This is a genomic window from Noviherbaspirillum sp., from assembly GCF_035254865.1.
Classification (GTDB): domain Bacteria; phylum Pseudomonadota; class Gammaproteobacteria; order Burkholderiales; family Burkholderiaceae_D; genus Noviherbaspirillum.
Map to the genome: position 1 here is coordinate 52,552 of NZ_DATFAF010000034.1, position 17,459 is coordinate 70,010.

General features: G+C 60.1%; 9 protein-coding genes. 3 read left to right on the forward strand and 6 right to left on the reverse strand.

Annotation, left to right across the window (positions count from 1 at the left end; genetic code table 11):
- Nucleotides 1-4: 4 nt before the first annotated feature.
- The gene (gene cobA, locus VJ651_RS09295; RefSeq protein ID WP_324107185.1) at nucleotides 5-733 is read left to right on the forward strand and encodes a uroporphyrinogen-III C-methyltransferase; all 729 of its coding nucleotides are present in this window, start codon (nucleotides 5-7) and stop codon (nucleotides 731-733) included.
- On the opposite strand, the gene VJ651_RS09300 is transcribed toward cobA, so the two are convergent.
- Genes VJ651_RS09300 through lptF form a run of 3 tightly spaced genes read right to left on the reverse strand, consistent with a single transcriptional unit; the run spans nucleotide 730 to nucleotide 3,376 of the window.
- Nucleotides 730-1,104 carry a CbiX/SirB N-terminal domain-containing protein gene (locus tag VJ651_RS09300; protein WP_324107186.1) on the reverse strand — a complete coding sequence of 125 codons (375 nt, stop codon included), beginning with the start codon at nucleotides 1,102-1,104 and terminating at the stop codon, nucleotides 730-732. The genes cobA and VJ651_RS09300 overlap by 4 nt on opposite strands.
- An 11-nt stretch (nucleotides 1,105-1,115) precedes the next feature.
- Complete coding sequence (gene lptG / locus VJ651_RS09305; RefSeq protein ID WP_324107187.1) at nucleotides 1,116-2,243, reverse strand: LPS export ABC transporter permease LptG; 1,128 nt, start codon at nucleotides 2,241-2,243, stop codon at nucleotides 1,116-1,118.
- Nucleotides 2,240-3,376 (reverse strand): LPS export ABC transporter permease LptF, encoded by a 1,137-nt coding sequence (lptF, locus tag VJ651_RS09310; RefSeq protein ID WP_324107188.1) that lies wholly within the window; start codon nucleotides 3,374-3,376, stop codon nucleotides 2,240-2,242. Before lptF ends, lptG begins: the two co-directional genes overlap by 4 nt.
- A 41-nt stretch (nucleotides 3,377-3,417) precedes the next feature.
- Here lptF and VJ651_RS09315 point away from each other — a divergent pair, with 41 nt between their 5' ends.
- Together VJ651_RS09315 and xth are read left to right on the forward strand one after the other, a co-directional pair.
- Nucleotides 3,418-4,935 carry a leucyl aminopeptidase gene (locus VJ651_RS09315; protein ID WP_324107189.1) on the forward strand — a complete coding sequence of 506 codons (1,518 nt, stop codon included), beginning with the start codon at nucleotides 3,418-3,420 and terminating at the stop codon, nucleotides 4,933-4,935.
- A complete protein-coding gene (gene xth, locus VJ651_RS09320; protein WP_324107190.1) occupies nucleotides 4,932-5,696 on the forward strand; it encodes an exodeoxyribonuclease III in 765 nt (254 codons plus the stop codon). Before VJ651_RS09315 ends, xth begins: the two co-directional genes overlap by 4 nt.
- A gap of 88 nt (nucleotides 5,697-5,784) precedes the next feature.
- Here xth and VJ651_RS09325 read toward each other — a convergent pair whose 3' ends face one another.
- From VJ651_RS09325 to VJ651_RS09335, 3 genes are all read right to left on the reverse strand, one after another.
- The gene (locus VJ651_RS09325; RefSeq protein ID WP_414691329.1) at nucleotides 5,785-12,324 is read right to left on the reverse strand and encodes a HAMP domain-containing protein; all 6,540 of its coding nucleotides are present in this window, start codon (nucleotides 12,322-12,324) and stop codon (nucleotides 5,785-5,787) included.
- Nucleotides 12,325-12,361: 37 nt separating this feature from the next.
- Nucleotides 12,362-14,584: a two-component system response regulator gene (locus tag VJ651_RS09330; RefSeq protein WP_324107192.1), complete on the reverse strand. Its 2,223-nt coding sequence runs from the start codon at nucleotides 14,582-14,584 to the stop codon at nucleotides 12,362-12,364.
- Between the two features lie 828 nt (nucleotides 14,585-15,412).
- Nucleotides 15,413-17,302: a propionate--CoA ligase gene (locus VJ651_RS09335; protein WP_324107193.1), complete on the reverse strand. Its 1,890-nt coding sequence runs from the start codon at nucleotides 17,300-17,302 to the stop codon at nucleotides 15,413-15,415.
- Nucleotides 17,303-17,459: the final 157 nt, after the last annotated feature.

Below are 17,459 nucleotides of genomic sequence, written 5' to 3' on the forward strand. Positions count from 1 at the left end.
TTTCATGTCGTCCTCATCCGCCGCGCAGAAGAAAACCGGCAAGGTTTATCTGATCGGCGCAGGGCCCGGCGCCGCGGACCTGATCACGGTCCGCGGCGCCCGCATTCTTGCCCAGGCCGAGGTCGTGCTCTACGACGCATTGGTAACGGAAGAGATGCTCTCGCTTTGTCCGCAGGCGGAAAAGATTTCCGTCGGCAAGCGTTCCGGACAACGGTCGACCGCCCAAACGGTCATCAATCAGCAATTGGTCGATTGCGCCCGGCGGTACAAGCTGGTGGTGCGCCTGAAGGGCGGCGATCCGATGATGTTCGGCCGTGCCGACGAAGAACTGCGCGCGCTGGAAGCCGAGGATATCGAGGTCGAGATCATTCCGGGCATCACGGCCGCCCTTGCCGCAGCCGCCTCCACCAGACAGCCGCTGACCAAGCGGGGTATCGCCCGCAGCGTCGCCTTCTTTACCTCAAGCACTGCGCCCGGCCATCCCGAACAATCCACCCTGCCTGATTGCGACACGCTGATCCAGTACATGGGTGGAAAGGAAGCCGTCGCGACCGCGCGCAAGCTGCTTGCACAAGGCAAATCACCCGCGCTTCCTGTCGTGGTCGTGGAAAATTGCAGCCGCGATAACGAGCGCGTCCTGCGCTTGAATCTCGGCGATCTGGAACAAGGGCTTTCGGCCTGTCACGGCCCGGTATTAGTGATGATAGGCGAAGCGCTGGTACCGCGCAGCTAAGTTGCGAGTGTAGTGATGCAATAACGAGCGATCGCGTTCAAGACGTCGGCATCCTCGCCCACTGCGGCAGCGGATTTGAGCTGCAGGCCGGGGAACTCTTTCTTCAGTTGCTCGACCATCACGGGCAAATCGCGCAATACATGCCCGCCCTGCCCGAAAAACACCGGCACGACGGTCATGTCCGTGCAGCCATCCTGCACGAGTTGCCTGACGAGCTCGGGTAATTTCGGCGTCATCAATTCCAGAAACGCCAAAGCCACCCTTACCTCGGGCGATTGCGCCTGCGTGATCTGCTGCAGACGCTGGAAGGGCTCCGCCCAGCGCGGGTCGCGTGCGCCATGGGCGAACAGGATGAGCGCGCGTTGTCCCATAAGCGAGTCTCCTAGTGCTTTTGAACCCATAGCAATGCGCCGATCGCGATCAGCAGGAAGGTCGCGCTGGGCAACACGGCAGTGGCAAATGCCGGCCAGGTATTGAGCAGGCCGAGATGCGAAAACAGGCTGTTCAGCAACTGGAAGCTGACGCCGATCATGATGCCGATGAAAATCTTCAAGCTCACGCCACCGGCGCGGAAATGCAGATAGGCAAATGGCAACGCCAGCGCCATCATCACCAGCACCGCGAGCGGATAAATCAGCTTCTTCCAGAATGCGATTTCATAGCGATCGGTGTTCTGGTTGTTTTCCGCAAGATGCTTGGTATAGGTCGCCAGGCCATACGCTGACATCCGGTCCGGATCGGCAAAGAGCACCGACAGAATATCGGGCGTGATCTCGGATACCAGATCCCTGGAAGCAGCGTTCGTGGTCGCAACCCGTGCCGAGAGATCCGGAATATTCGTGGAAAAGGTCGTCTCCGTCACATCCGCCAGCCGCCATGTGTTATCGCCCTTGTAATCGGCGTGCTTTGCCGAAACCACCGCCGTCAAATGGAAATCGCGGTCGAACTCGTAAAGCTTCACGCCTTGCAACTGGCCATCCGCGCTGACTGTTTTCACGTTCAGGAAACGCGATCCGATCGGATTGCCATGCAGTCCGTTTTCCCGGATCAGATCCTTGGTCCAGAGGCCGGAGCGGAATTGCTGCGAAAGATTGGAGCCTTGCGCCTGCAGCTTCCAGCGTTCGGCCATTTCGCTGCTCGCTGGCGCGATGAATTCGCCAAAGAGAAAAGTGACCAGGACGAACACAATACCAACCTTCGCCAGCATCCAGCCGGCCATGGCGGTCGAAAGGCCGGAGGCGCGCATGATGGTGAACTCGGAGCGCGCTCCGAGCTGGGCAAGTGCATAAATGGTGCCGATCAGGGCCGCGATCGGCATCAAATCGTAAACGTAGCCAGGCAAACCCATGGCGACGTACAGGAATGCATGCTGCAACTGGTAATTGCCGCGTCCGATCTGCGGCAACTCGTTGATCAGGTCGAAGAATGCAAACAGCGCAAGAAATGCAATCAGCGCAAACAGCACCGCCCCGACGATCTCCGCTGCTACGTAACGGTCCAGCACCTTCATTTCGCGCCCGCCTTTCTGAACAGGTAAGCACGCTTGACCGTACCCCAGAGCGTTGCCGGGTGATAAGTGCTGTTGATCAGGAGACGCCAGGAGAACAGTCCGAGCACGAGCAGCACGGCAACAAGATGTATCGGCCACCATGCTACCGATAGATGCATGCGCTGCTGCTGCACGGCGTATTGCAGCACGCTAACCATGTTGCTGTAGACAACGTACAGCAACAGGGCGATCAGCAGATTGGCCGAACGACCGCCGCGCGGGTTCACGAAGCTTAGCGGAATGGCCAGCAACATCAGCAGCAAACCCATGATCGGCAGCGAGACGCGCCACAACAGTTCGCCACGATTGAAGTGGTTATGCAAACCGGCAAGCAGCTCAGTGGTCGACAGCGCTCTTGCCGATGTATCACCAACCAGCGCGGCCGATTGACGCGACACCAGCACGCCGTAACGCTCGAATTCCATGACGCGGAAGTCCGGCTGATTCGGCAGGCCGTCATATCGGCGCCCCTGATTCATGACCAGGAATTTGTCGCCGCGCTCGTCGAGGGCAATGGTGCCCTCCTTCGCGACCACCACGCTGGCTCGTCCATCCTTTACCGTATTGACGAACACGTTCCTGACCTTGGTCGCGTCGCCGCTGACCGCCTCCACAAAGAAAATGCGATCGGCCGACGAGGATTCCTGGAATTTGCCGGGCGCAACCTTGGAGATATCGTTCTGCTTTTCAAAACGCTCCTTCAGTTCCGCGCTCTTGCGGTTGGCCCATGGCGTCACCACAAAACTCAACGCGGTAATCAGGATGATGATCGGCGCACCGAAGGACAAGACCGGCGCAATCCAGCGCGACAGGCTCAGCCCGGAGGAGAACCAGACCACCATTTCCGAATCCTGGTAACTGCGCGTGACGACCGCCAGCACCGAGATGAAGCCGGTCAGGATCAGAATGATCGACAGGTACTTGAGTGCCGCGAACCCGATCAGTGCGACCACGTCCTGCGAGCTGATCTTTCCGCCGGCGGCCTGGCCGAGGATCTTGATCAGCATGACAGTAATCGTGATGGTAAATAGCGTGGTAAAGACGGCGCCAGCAGTGCTGACCAATTCGCGTCGAAGTGCGCGCTGAAAGATCATTGAATTGAAGACTATAATTGCGTCTGGAGAAGGAGAGACCCATGGACTTTAGCATAAAACCGATCGACCCCAAAACCGGCCTTGCCGGCATCAAGACTGGCTGTATTGCTGTTGGCGTATTTGAAGACAAGAAACTTTCGCAAGCCGCGAAAGAACTGGACCGCAAGGGCGACATCAGCGCGGCGCTGAAGTCCGGCGACATCACCGGCAAGGCCGGAACCACCCTGCTGCTGCGCGCCACGGCCGGTGTGGCCGCGGAACGCATTCTGCTGGTCGGCCTCGGCAAGGATGAGCCGATCACCGAGAAGAATTTTGTATCGGCGGTGCAGGCGACGGCACGGGTCTTTGCATCTCTTGGCGCAGCCGATGGCGCCATCGCGCTGCCGCTTGAAGACGTCAAGGCGCGCGACGCGGCCTGGTCCGCTTGCGCTGCCGTGCTTGCCATGCGCGACGCCTCCTATCGTTTCGATTCCACCAAGAGCAAGAAAGAACCCGCTCAGGGCGGCGTCAGGAAAGTGACATTCCTTGCCTCGGGCGCCGGCGCGTCGGCAGCGAAGGCCGCTACTGCGCAAGCCACTGCCATCGCCAACGGCATGGACCTGACCAGGGACCTGGGCAACCTGCCCAGCAATATCTGCACGCCGACCTATCTCGCCAATACCGCGAAGAAGCTGGCGAAGGATTTTGGTTTCGGCATTGAAGTTTTGGAACGCAAGCAGATCGAAGCGCTCAAAATGGGCAGCTTCCTTTCCGTGACCAAGGGCAGCGAGGAGCCGCCGAAGTTCATCGTGCTGAAACACATGGGCGGCAAAGGCAAGGATGCCCCAACCGTATTGGTAGGCAAAGGCATCACCTTCGACACCGGCGGCATCTCGCTCAAACCGGGTGCCAACATGGACGAAATGAAATACGACATGTGCGGCGCCGCTTCGGTGCTCGGCACCTTCCGCGCGATCGGCGAAATGGGCCTGAAGCTGAATGTGATCGGCGTCATTCCCACATGCGAAAACATGCCGTCGGGCCGCGCGTCCAAACCGGGCGACATCGTGACGTCCATGTCCGGCCAGACCATCGAAATCCTGAACACGGATGCCGAAGGCCGCCTGATCCTGTGCGACGCGCTGACCTATGTGGAACGTTTCAAGCCGGCAGCGGTGGTCGACATCGCAACGCTGACCGGCGCCTGCGTGACCGCCCTCGGCCACCACAACACCGGCTTGTTCACGCGGCATGACGATGCACATGATGAACTGGCGGACGAATTGCTTACGGCCGGCAAGGCCACCGGCGACACCGCGTGGCGCATGCCGATCGAGGACGCCTATCAGGAACAGTTGAAATCCAACTTTGCGGACATGGCCAACATCGGGGGGCCGCCGGGTGGCAGCATCACGGCCGCCTGTTTCCTGGAGCGTTACACCAAAAAGTACACCTGGGCGCATCTCGACATCGCCGGCACGGCCTGGAAGAGCGGCGCGGCGAAAGGCGCGACCGGTCGTCCGGTGCCGCTGCTGACGACCTTCCTTCTGAACCGGGCGAACGGCAAGAAAGCCGCATGAAGCTCGCCACCTGGAACGTCAATTCCCTGAAGGTCCGCCTGCCGCAGGTCGTGCAGTGGCTGGCGGACAATCCGGTCGATGTGCTGTGTCTGCAAGAAACCAAGCTGACCGACGACAAGTTTCCCTTGGCGGACATCGAGAAGATTGGTTATCAAGCGGTATTCACCGGTCAGAAAACCTACAACGGTGTCGCGATCCTGTCGAAGCATGCGATAAGCGAAGTGGTGAAAAACAATCCGCGTTTCGAGGATGAGCAGCAGCGCATCATCAGCGCCACCATCGAGGGCGTGCGCGTGGTGTGCGCCTACATCCCGAATGGTCAGGCGGTCGGCTCGGACAAGTATCAGTACAAGCTGGGCTGGCTGAATGCCCTGCACGACTGGCTGGCGGAAGAGTGCAAGAGCCACGAAAACCTCGCGTTGCTGGGTGATTACAACATCGCGCCGGAAGACCGCGACGTGCACGATCCTGTTGCATGGCAAGGGCAGGTACTGGTGTCTGAACCGGAGCGTGCCGAATTCCACCGTCTGCTGGGTCTCGGCTTCAAGGACGCGTTCCGCCTGTTCGATCAGCCGGAAAAAGCTTTCAGCTGGTGGGATTACCGGATGATGGCATTCCGCCGCAACATGGGCCTGCGTATCGACCACATTCTTCTCACCGCCCCGCTCGCCGGGCGCTGCAGCGCGTGCGTCATCGACAAGCTGCCGCGCAAATGGGAGCAGCCTTCCGATCACACGCCGGTGGTGGCGACGATCGACTAGCTGCTTGGTCCACCGAAAGCGCGTTGGACACGGAAAGATATCCGACAAAAGACATTTCCGTGCTTTCCGTATCTTCCGTGGACACCCCCTACTTGAACAACCACAACTTCAACTGTGACAGGAGCTGCTCCGAGTCGATCGGCTTGGAAGCATAATCCGAGGCGCCGGCGGCGATGCATTTTTCCCGGTCGCCTTTCATTGCCTTCGCGGTTAGCGCAATGATAGGCAGATCCTGATATTTCGGATCCTTGCGAATCTCGCCGATGGTTTCATAGCCATCCATTTCCGGCATCATGATGTCCATCAGGACAACGTCGATGTGCTCTATCTCACGCAGGTGCGCCAGCGCCTCCTTGCCGTTCTCGGCGGTCGCGACCGTCATGCCGTGATTTTCCAGCATGCCGGTCAGCGCAAACAGGTTGCGTACGTCGTCGTCGACCAGCAAAACCCTCTTTCCTTGCAGCAGATGGCTGGTCGGCGCGACTTGTTCCAGCATCGCCCGCTTGCGCTCCGACAGCGAACCTTTGATCCGCTTCAGGAATTGCTCGGTTTCCACCACCAGACGGTCGAGCGAGCGCGCGCCTTCGGCGACCACAGACGCACCCATCCGCTTGAGCTGGTCCTCCGTCGTCCGATCCAGCGGACGTCCGGTATAGATCACGACCGGTATCTCGGCAAGCTGGCGCTCGGCGCGGATTTCCTGCAGAAAGGCCTGTCCATCCATGTCCGGCAAGTCGAGGTCGAGCACGATGCCCTGGTAGGAACGGCTGCGCAAGGCTGCGCGCGCGTCGCATGCGCTGGACACTGCATCCAGTTCGATATCCGCACCTTTGAGTTCGGCCAGGATGGCTTCCCGCTTTATCGGATCGTTCTCGATGACCAGCAAGGCGCGGATCGGGCGATGCGCTTCCTTCATGATCTGGCTGAACACTTGCCCCAGGGTGGCGACGTCGACCGGCTTGGCGAGATAGCTTGCGATGCCGAAGCGGTCCGCGGAGGCCGGCCGGTCCCGCACCGAAATGATATGGACCGGGATGTCGCGCGTCTCCGGCGCGGCCTTGAGCTGTTCCACGATGTCCCAGCCCTCCAGGTCGGGCAGGTTCAGGTCGAGGGTTATGGCATCGGGCCGGTGCCTGCGCGCCAGCGCCAGCCCTTCCTCTCCGCTTGGCGTGACCAGTGTCTTGAATCCGCGCTCGTGCGCCATTTCCTGCAGCGCGCGCGCGAACACCGGATCGTCCTCGACAATCAGCAGGACATTGTCCTGCGGCGAGAGACCGACGCGATCATCGCTGAAGCCCGGCTGCGGCGTCGGCGAAGAAGATGGAGTTCGTGAAAGACGCGGCGGCGACTGACGAACGCGCACTGCCGGCTCGTTTCCCGGCTCCGGCCTGGGCTCGACAGCGCCCGGCCATTGCTGTGGAAGATAGAAGGTGAAGGTGCTGCCCTCACCTTCCTTGCTCTCGACCCGCAGCTCGCCGCCGAGGAGATAGGCAATTTCACGGCTGATCGCCAGCCCGAGGCCGGTGCCGCCATAACGGCGCGAGGTGCTGGCATCAGCCTGCTGGAACGCCTCGAATATGAGTCTCTGCTTGGCATCGGGAATGCCGATGCCCGTGTCATTAACCGCGAACGCGATTACCTGCGGCGCATGATTAAGCACCTTATGATCGGGGTTCCAGCCCGAACGGGCGATGTATGCAACGAGCTTGACGCCGCCTTTCGACGTAAACTTGATCGCATTCGACAACAGATTCTTGAGCACCTGCTTCAGCCGCTGGCCGTCGGTATGCAGTGTCGGCGGCAGGTGCTGATCGAATTCGATATTGAATGCCAGCCCCTTGACTTCCGCGAGATGACGGAAAGTGCGATCCACATGATCGGCAATTTCGGTGACCGGCACATCTTCGATGTTGAGCGTGGCGCTGCCGGATTCGATTTTCGACAGGTCGAGAATATCGTTGATCAGGTGCAGCAACTCGGTGCCGGCGCTGTGGATCACCTTGATCATCTCCAGCTGTTTCGGCGACAGGTTGTTGTCCGTGTTCTGGCGCATTTGTTCCGCCAGCAGCAGCAGGCTGTTGAGCGGCGTACGCAGTTCATGCGACATGTTGGCGAGGAACTCGGACTTGTATTTGGAGGTGAGCGCGAGTTGTTCGGCTTTTTCCTGGAGATTGCTGCGCGCGACTTCGATCTCGCGATTCTTGCGCTCGACCTCCGCATTCTGATCCGATAGCTGGCGCGCCTTCTGCTCCAGTTCCGCATTGGTGTTTTGCAGCTCATCCTGCTGCGCCTTCAATTCGCTTGCCAGCGATTGCGACTGCTGCAGCAGCGACTCGGTGCGGGACGCGGTTTCAATCGAGTTGAAGACGATGCCAAGGCCTTCCGCGAGCTGATCGAGGAAATTCAGGTGAATCGCCTGGAAACGCTCGAATGCAGCCAGCTCGATCACCGCCTTGACCTGTCCTTCGAACAGGATCGGCAGCACCACGATATTGCGCGGACTCGACTGTCCCAGCCCGGACACGATCTGGATGTAATCGTCCGGCAGATTGGTGATGAGAATGCGCTGCTTCTCGAACGCGGCCTGACCGACCACACCCTCGCCCATGTCCCATTCCTTCGACAGGTTCTTGCGCTCCTGATAGCCGTAGCTGGCCATGAGCTTGAGCCGCAAGGTGTTGTACGGGCCGGATTGCATGACGTACAGCACGGCGTGTTGCGAGCCGACCAGCGGCGCAAGTTCCGACAGCAGGGTGCGCGACATGGTGATGATGTCGCGCTGCCCTTGCAGCATGCGCGTCAGGCGCGCGAGGTTGGTCTTGAGCCAGTCCTGTTCGGTATTACGCTGCGTGGTTTCCCGCAGGTTGCGGATCATCTGGTTGATGTTGTCCTTGAGGTCGGCCACTTCACCGCGTGCGACGACCTGGATCGAACGCGTCAGGTCGCCCTTGGTCACGGCGGTGGCCACCTCGCCGATGGCACGCACCTGCGTGGTCAGGTTCGCCGCCAGCTCGTTGACGTTGTCGACCAGGTCTTTCCAGCTGCCGGCCGCGCCAGGCACCACTGCCTGGCCGCCCAGCCGACCTTCCACGCCGACTTCGCGCGCCACGCGCGTGACCTGATCGCTGAAGGTGGCCAGCGTATCGACCATGTTGTTGATGGTTTCGGCCAGCGAGGCCACTTCGCCCTTGGCGGGCACCATCATCTTCTGTTTCAGATTACCCAATGCGACGGCGGTCACCACCTTGGCGATGCCGCGCACCTGATCGGTCAGGTTGTCGGCCATCAGGTTCACGCTGTCGGTGAGGTCTTTCCAGATGCCGGAAATGCCCTTCACGTTGGCCTGTCCGCCGAGCTTGCCTTCCGTGCCCACTTCTCGCGCCACGCGCGTCACTTCGCTGCCGAAGGCATTGAGCTGGTCCACCATGATGTTGATGGTGTTCTTGAGCTCAAGGATTTCGCCCTTCACATCCACCGTGATCTTGCGCGACAAGTCGCCGTTGGCGACCGCGGTCGTCACCGTCGCGATGTTGCGCACCTGCGCGGTCAGGTTGGTCGCCATCAGGTTCACATTGTCGGTCAGGTCCTTCCAGACACCCGCAACGGCAGGCACATAGGCCTGGCCGCCGAGTCGCCCTTCGGTGCCGACCTCGCGCGCCACGCGCGTCACCTCGCCCGCGAAGCCATTGAGCTGGTCGACCATGGTATTGATGGTTTCCTTCAATTGCAGCACTTCGCCGCGCACGTCGACGGTAATTTTCTTGGAAAGATCGCCGTTGGCCACCGCTGTCGTGACGGTGGCAATGCTGCGCACCTGGTCGGTCAGGTTGCTGGCCATCAGGTTCACGTTATCGGTGAGACCGCGCCACACGCCGGACACACCTTTCACTTGCGCCTGGCCGCCGAGCCGGCCTTCGATGCCGACTTCGCGCGCCACGCGCGTCACCTCGCCGGCAAAACTGTTGAGCTGGTCCACCATGATGTTGATGGTGTCCTTCAGCCGCAAAATTTCGCCCTTCACGTCGACCGTGATTTTCTGTGACAGGTCACCGTTCGCCACCGCGGTGGTCACCGTCGCGATGTTGCGGACCTGTGCCGTGAGGTTGCTTGCCATGAGGTTGACGCTGTCGGTCAGATCCTTCCACGTACCGCCGATGCCCGACACTTGCGCCTGGCCGCCGAGTTTGCCCTCCGTGCCGACCTCGCGCGCCACCCGCGTCACCTCGCCGGCAAAGCTGTTGAGCTGGTCGACCATGGTGTTGATCACGTCCTTGATCTGGAGGATCTCGCCCTTGACGTCGACCGTGATCTTTTGCCCGAGGTCGCCATTGGCAATTGCGGTTGCCACCTTCGACACGTCGCGCAACTGCACCGTCAGGTTACCCGCCATCGCATTGACGTTATCGGTCAGGTCCTTCCACACACCGGCAACACCCGGCACTGCCGCCTGTCCGCCCAGCTTGCCTTCGGTGCCGACTTCGCGCGCCACACGTGTCACTTCGCCGGCAAAGCTATTGAGCTGATCCACCATGATGTTGATGGTGTCCTTGAGCTGCAGGATCTCGCCCTTCACATCCACCGTGATCTTGCGCGACAGGTCCCCCTTGGCGACGGCTGTCGTCACTTCGGCAATATTGCGCACCTGCCCGGTGAGGTTGCTCGCCATCAGGTTCACGTTATCCGTGAGATCTTTCCACGCCCCGGCCACGTCCGGCACCTGCGCCTGGCCGCCGAGCTTGCCTTCGGTGCCGACCTCGCGTGCAACACGCGTCACCTCGCCGGCAAAGCTGTTGAGCTGGTCCACCATGATGTTCATGGTGTCCTTGAGTTCCAGAATTTCGCCTTTCACATCGACCGTGATCTTGCGCGACAGGTCGCCTTTTGCGACTGCTGTCGTCACTTCAGCAATGTTGCGCACCTGTGCCGTCAGATTGCTCGCCATCAGGTTCACGTTCTCTGTGAGGTCCTTCCACACGCCGGATGCACCTTGCACTTCGGCCTGTCCGCCGAGCTTGCCTTCGGTGCCGACCTCGCGCGCAACGCGCGTCACCTCGCCGGCGAAACTGTTGAGCTGATCAACCGTACTGTTGATGACATCCTTGATCTGCAGGATCTCGCCTTTCACATCGACGGTGATCTTTTGCCCGAGGTCGCCTGTAGCAATGGCAGTGGCCACTTTCGATACGTCGCGCAACTGCACGGTCAGGTTACCCGCCATCGCATTGACGTTGTCGGTCAGGTCCTTCCATACGCCATCGACTCCAGGCACCTCCGCCTGTCCGCCCAGCTTGCCTTCGGTCCCGACCTCGCGCGCCACGCGAGTCACCTCGCCGGCAAAGCTGTTGAGCTGATCCACCATGATGTTGATGGTGTCCTTGAGCTGCAGGATTTCACCCTTCACATCCACCGTGATCTTGCGCGACAGGTCACCCTTGGCGACGGCGGTCGTCACCTCGGCAATATTGCGCACCTGCCCGGTGAGGTTGCTCGCCATCAGGTTCACGTTATCCGTGAGGTCTTTCCAGGCGCCGGCCACGTCCGGCACCTGTGCCTGACCGCCCAGCTTGCCTTCGGTGCCGACCTCGCGCGCCACCCGCGTCACTTCGCCGGCAAAACTGTTGAGCTGGTCCACCATGATGTTGATGGTGTCCTTGAGCTGCAGGATCTCGCCTTTCACATCCACCGTGATCTTGCGCGACAGATCGCCCTTTGCCACCGCGGTGGTGACCTCCGCGATGTTACGCACCTGGGCGGTGAGGTTGCTCGCCATCAGGTTCACGTTCTCCGTGAGGTCCTTCCACACACCGGACGCACCTTGCACTTCGGCCTGTCCGCCCAGCTTGCCTTCAGTGCCGACCTCGCGCGCCACCCGCGTCACCTCGCCGGCAAAACTGTTGAGCTGGCCGACCATCTTATTGATGGCATCCTTGATCTGGAGAATCTCACCCTTGACGTCGACCGTAATCATCTGCCCCAGATCGCCGCTGGCAATCGCGGTCGCCACTTTCGATACGTCGCGCAACTGCACCGTCAGGTTGCCCGCCATGGCATTGACGTTGTCGGTCAGATCCTTCCACACACCGGACGCGCCCTCGACTTTCGCCTGTCCGCCAAGCTTGCCCTCGGTGCCGACCTCGCGTGCGACACGCGTGACCTCGCTGGAGAAGCTGTTGAGCTGGTCGAGCATGGTGTTGATGGTCTTGGCGTTCTTGAGGAACTCGCCCTTGAGTGGCCGCCCTTCGACTTCCAGCTCCATGTTTTCCGTGAGGACGCCGCGCGCGACGGCGCCGATTACGCGACCGGCGTCGCGCACCGGTTGCACCAGGCTGTCGATCAGGCTGTTGACGGCGTTGACTTTCACGCCCCACGAACCCTTGTAATTGTCGAACACGATGCGCTGGCCCAGCTTGCCTTCGGTGCCGACCGTGAGGGAAACCTGCTCCATGCTTTGCGCGACGCGCTCGTTGGCGGAAACAATGTCGTTGAAAGCGTCCGCTATCTTGCCGTCGATTCCGTCCCAATCCGATGGCAGGCGCGCGCTGAAGTCGCCATCCCGCACCGCGATCAAGATATTCAACAGGACGGTACGATCGAGCATGTGCGGCCCGATCTCGGTCCTGCCGAGCATTGCCTGGTCCGACGCGCGCCTGGCATGCATGCGTCTTTCATGCATTCCGGTTTCTTGAGCCATGTTCACCTCCCTTTTTTGCCTGGTCCACCACGTCGAAACGCCCGCGTTTCAGCAACAACAATGCCTCATCCGTCGGCACCGGCCTGCTGAAGAAATTGCCTTGCAATTCATCGCAGTCATGTTCAATCAAAAACGTCATCTGCTCGGCGGTCTCCACGCCTTCGGCGATCACGGTCAGGCTCAGGCTGTGCGCAAGCGTAATGATGGCGAGTACGATGGCTGCATCTTCTGGATCGGTCGCAATGTCCCGCACGAAGGCAGCGTCGATCTTGAGTTTGTCCAGCGGAAAACGCTTCAGGTAAGCGAGCGAAGAATAGCCGGTACCGAAGTCATCGATGGAAATCGGCACGCCGAGATCGCGAATCTGATGCAAGGCCTGGATCGCCTTGGCGGGATCGGTCATCACCGCCGATTCCGTCAGCTCGGCTTCCAGCATGGAAGGCGGAATTCCGGTCTCCAGCAAGGCGGCTTCAATGCTGCGCGCCACGCTGTCCTGCCGGAACTGGCGTGCCGATACGTTGACGGCGATCGGACAGCCCTCGGTGCCTGCCGCACGCCAGCGCTGCACCTGCGATGCGGCCTCTCGCAAAGCCCATTTGCCGATCGAATCGATACGCCCGGTTTCCTCCGCGATCGGAATGAACTGCGCCGGCGGCATCCAGTTGCCGTCGGCTTGCGGCCAGCGTATCAGCGCTTCAAAGCCGCAGATCTCGCCGCTGGCAGCGCTGATCTTGGGCTGATAATGCAGAATGAATTCCTCATCCTGAATCGCACGCTGCAGGGCGCCGCCCACGGACAGGCGGCGCGCCGCGGCTTCATTCATGTGCGGGGTGAAGAAGGAGAACCGGCCGCGCCCTTCCTGCTTGGCGTGGTACATCGCGGTGTCCGCATTACGCAGAAGCTCGTCCATGTTCTGGCCGTCGTACGGGAAGATCGCGATTCCGATACTCGGCGAAACCCGCAATTCCCGATCCGCGATCCGGCACGGCTCCGCCACCGTCGTGACGATCTTTTCCGCCACCAGCGCCGCATCCTGCACATCGTGCAAGCCGGCAAGCAGCACCACGAATTCATCGCCGCTCAGGCGTGCAACGGTATCTTCTTCACGCACGCAATGGCCGAGGCGCTCGGCCACTTCCTGCAACAGCCGGTCACCGGCGGCATGGCCAAGCGTGTCGTTGATGTCCTTGAAGCGGTCGAGGTCGATGAAGAGAACCGCCACCGGTGCGTGCTGGCGGCCGGAATGCGCGGTCGCCTGCTTCATGCGGTCTTCGAGCAACAAGCGGTTGGGCAAGCCCGTGAGCGCATCGTGGAAAGACTGATGCAGGATATAAGCTTCCATCTCCTTGCGCTCGGTGATGTCGCGCGACACCATCACCACTTGCTCGACTTCGCCGGCCGGATTGCGAATCACGCTGGCCTCGGATTCCAGAAAACGCAAGCCGCGATCCGGCACCGGCACCCGGTACTGCAGTCGCGTGTTCAGTCCGCCTTCGGTAAGGGAAAAAAAGGCGGAGCGGACACGTTCGCGGTCGTCCTCATGGACGATGGCGAAGTATGTTTCTTCGGAACGAATCGCCGATCCGAACGCGGTCGAATACGAGGGGCTCTCATAAACCCAGCCTCCGCGCGCATCGAGCAATGCCACATAATCGCCCGCGTGTTGTACGATCAGGCGTTCGGTTTCGCTGCGTTGCGCGGCATCCTCCGCCTGGCGACGGGCAGCGATTTCCAGGCGCAAGGCTTCGTTCAGGCGCGTCACATGGTCGAGCTCGCGCTTGAGAGCCTGATTCAGGTATTCCAGTTCAACGTCCTTCCTCTCGCGTCTTCGGTTTCTTTTCGCGAGATCGATGAAGACCTGGACCTTGGATTTCAGCACTTCCGGCGCGACCGGCATGAACAGATAATCGACAGCACCCAGTTCATAGCCCGTCGCGCGGTCAAGATCGGTGGCACGATGCGAAGTCAGAAAAATGATGGGGGTATATTTGGAACGCGGTCTCTTCCGGATCAGGCGGGCGGTCTCGAAACCGTCGAGGCCGGTCATCTTGACATCGAGTACGATCACCGCGAAATCCTGTTTGAGCAGCAGCGCCAACGCCTCTTCTCCGGACGACGCCGTCTCGATGCTTGCCTCCAGATCGGTGAGAATAGTGTTCAAGGCAAACAGCGAGCCAGGGTCATCGTTTACGAGCAAGACTCTGATCTCGTCAGCTTCGTTCATAGGTGAACCTTGTCGGGAAATTCAAGCGATCTCCGGGCAGTCCGTGCGGACCGCATCGTAAAAAAATAAAAAAATGCGTTCGATAAACGCATCCCTGCCTTCAGGCATGGGATTGGCGCGATGTGGCGGATAGGGATGCTTTGTCTTGATGGCAATTGCGTGCGGCACATTGGCTCTATGTTTTGGAATGACATGCTCTACAGTTGTGCCTGTGCAAAATCCGATGCAAGGGATGCGCATTCGTGCGGCATCGCATCTCCTCCTTTGCGAGCCGGCTTGGGTATCCAGGCAGACATGCGTTTGACGTCGACAGCAGCGAAACTGCCCGGAATATGCCAAGCGCAATGGGGCATCCGGGGCAATCACTTTTTATAGGCGTCAACAACTTCGACGGACAAAGGCATGGGATGTTCCCCATCTTCATGCATTCATAAGAGAATGGTGCATACAGAGACTATGCGTTGCGGAGCGCGGGCATGAATACGAGGGCGCAGCGCCCTTGCGGCGAATTGTCTTGCCGGACTACATGAGCCAACAGGAAATATTGTGTTGCGTCACTGTGCCTGCTTTGCTCGTCGGCACTTTTTCTGCGGAGCGCCACACGGTCTGCATCAGAAGGCAGGTTCCCGCGCGGCGGCGGTCTGTCGGAAAATATCGCACGTGGATTGCCGAGCAGCACAGGTTTCGGCATTGATCCGCGCAGAAATTTTTCGGGTACCGAAGGATCGTGGATACGGGAGGGAGATCGGGAATGATGCCGGACGACTGGATGCCGTCCGGCACATGCAGATTGTCTGCAGTTCAGGCTTCGCTGACCGCAGCCTTGACCTGCTGCAGCGAGCTTGGATCCTCGATCGTCGTCAGATCGCCGGGATCGCGGCCTTCGCAGATGGCTTGAATCGAGCGACGCAAGAGCTTGCCCGAACGCGTCTTCGGCAGCAAGGTCACGAAGTGCACGCGTGCCGGACGCGCTACCGCGCCGAGCTGCTTGTCGACCACGCCCATCACTTCCGCCTCCAGCGCCTTGCGTCCTTCCGGCGTTGAGGCCGGCTCCGCATTCTTCAGGATCGCGAAGGCGACCGCCACCTGCCCCTTGAGCTTGTCTTCGACGCCGACCACGGCGACTTCGGACACGTTCGGATGGCTGGAAATGCTCTCCTCGATCTCGCGTGTACCAAGGCGATGTCCTGCGACGTTGATCACATCATCGGTGCGGCCCAGAATGAAGTAATAACCATCGGCATCGCGAATGCCCCAGTCGAAGGTCGAATACACTTGTTCCTTGAAGTTCGCCCAGTAGGTGTTGACGAAGCGCTCGTCGTCGCCATACACCGTCTGCATGCAACCCGGAGGCAGCGGGCCGTCAATCACCACCACGCCCTTCTCATTCGTGCCGCACAGCGCGCCGGTCGTTTCGTTGAGCAGCTTGACCTTGTAGCCGAACATCGGCATGCCCGGGCTGCCAAGACGCGTCGGCGTATCCTCCACGCCCTTGGCAACGGACAGGATAGGCCAGCCGGTTTCGGTTTGCCAGTAGTTGTCGATGATGGGCACACCCAGCTCGGAAGAAATCCAGTCGGAGGTCGTTTCGTCCAGTGGCTCGCCTGCGAGGTACAGCGTCTTGAGCGAGGACAGGTCGTATTTCTTCATGAATTCCGGCGGCTGCTTCTTGAGCACGCGCACTGCGGTCGGTGCGGAGAACATGCGGGTGACCTTGTACTTCTCGACGATGCTCCACCAGATACCTGCATCGGGCCGGATCGGCAAGCCTTCGTACATGACCGTCGCCATGCCCGCGATCAAGGGGCCGTAGACGATGTAGGAGTGCCCGACCACCCAGCCGATGTCGGAGGTCGAGAAATAGGTCTCGCCCGGATTGCCGCCGAAGATGTACTTCATCGATGCCGCCAGCGCGACCGCATAGCCGCCGACATCGCGCTGCACGCCCTTCGGCTTGCCGGTGGTGCCGGAGGTGTAGAGGATGTATGAAGGCTCGTTCGATTCCAGCCAGGTGACCGGCACTTGCGCCTGCATGTTCTGCTCGCGCAGCGTCGCGTAATCGACATCGCGTCCTGGCACATTGGTCATCGGCACGAGGCCGCGGTTCACCAGCAGCACATGCGCCGGCTTGTGTTCCGCGAGCTTGATCGCTTCATCGAGCAGCGGCTTGTAGGCCACCGCCTTGCCGCCGCGCGAACCGGCGTCGGCAGAGACGATCAGCTTCGGCTTCGCATCATCGATGCGGGTCGCCAGACTGTTGGATGCGAAGCCGCCAAACACGACTGAATGGATGGCGCCGATGCGTGCGCAGGCCAGCATCGCGAACGTCGCTTCGGCAATCATCGGCATGTAAATCAGCACACGGTCACCCTTGCCTACGCCGAGCGATTGCATCATCGCCGCAGCGCGCATCACTTCCGATTGCAGTTCCTTGAACGAATAGACTTTCTCGCTATTCGTTTCGGTCGAGATCGCAATCAGCGCAGGCTTGTCGCCCTGCGTCGCGACCCAGCGGTCGACTGCGTTGTGACAGAGATTGGTCTTTCCGCCGACGAACCATTTCGTGAATGGCGGGCGGGAGTAATCGAGCACTTGCTTGTACGGCTCGTTCCAGTCAATCAGCTTCGCCTCGTTGTCCCAGAATGCCTGCGGGTTGTCGATTGATTGCTTGTAGAAATCCGCGAAGTTCATATCTCCTCCAAATCAGTGGGTCCGTGCCGCACCATCCGGCACAGGGGTTGTTTCTAGTTCTGTAGTATGTGTACTGTGACTTACTGAGCACTTACGCTTGGTGAAAAACGCGAAAAAAAAGCGCAAGAACGAGAGTGCCGATGCGCTTGCTTTTCCC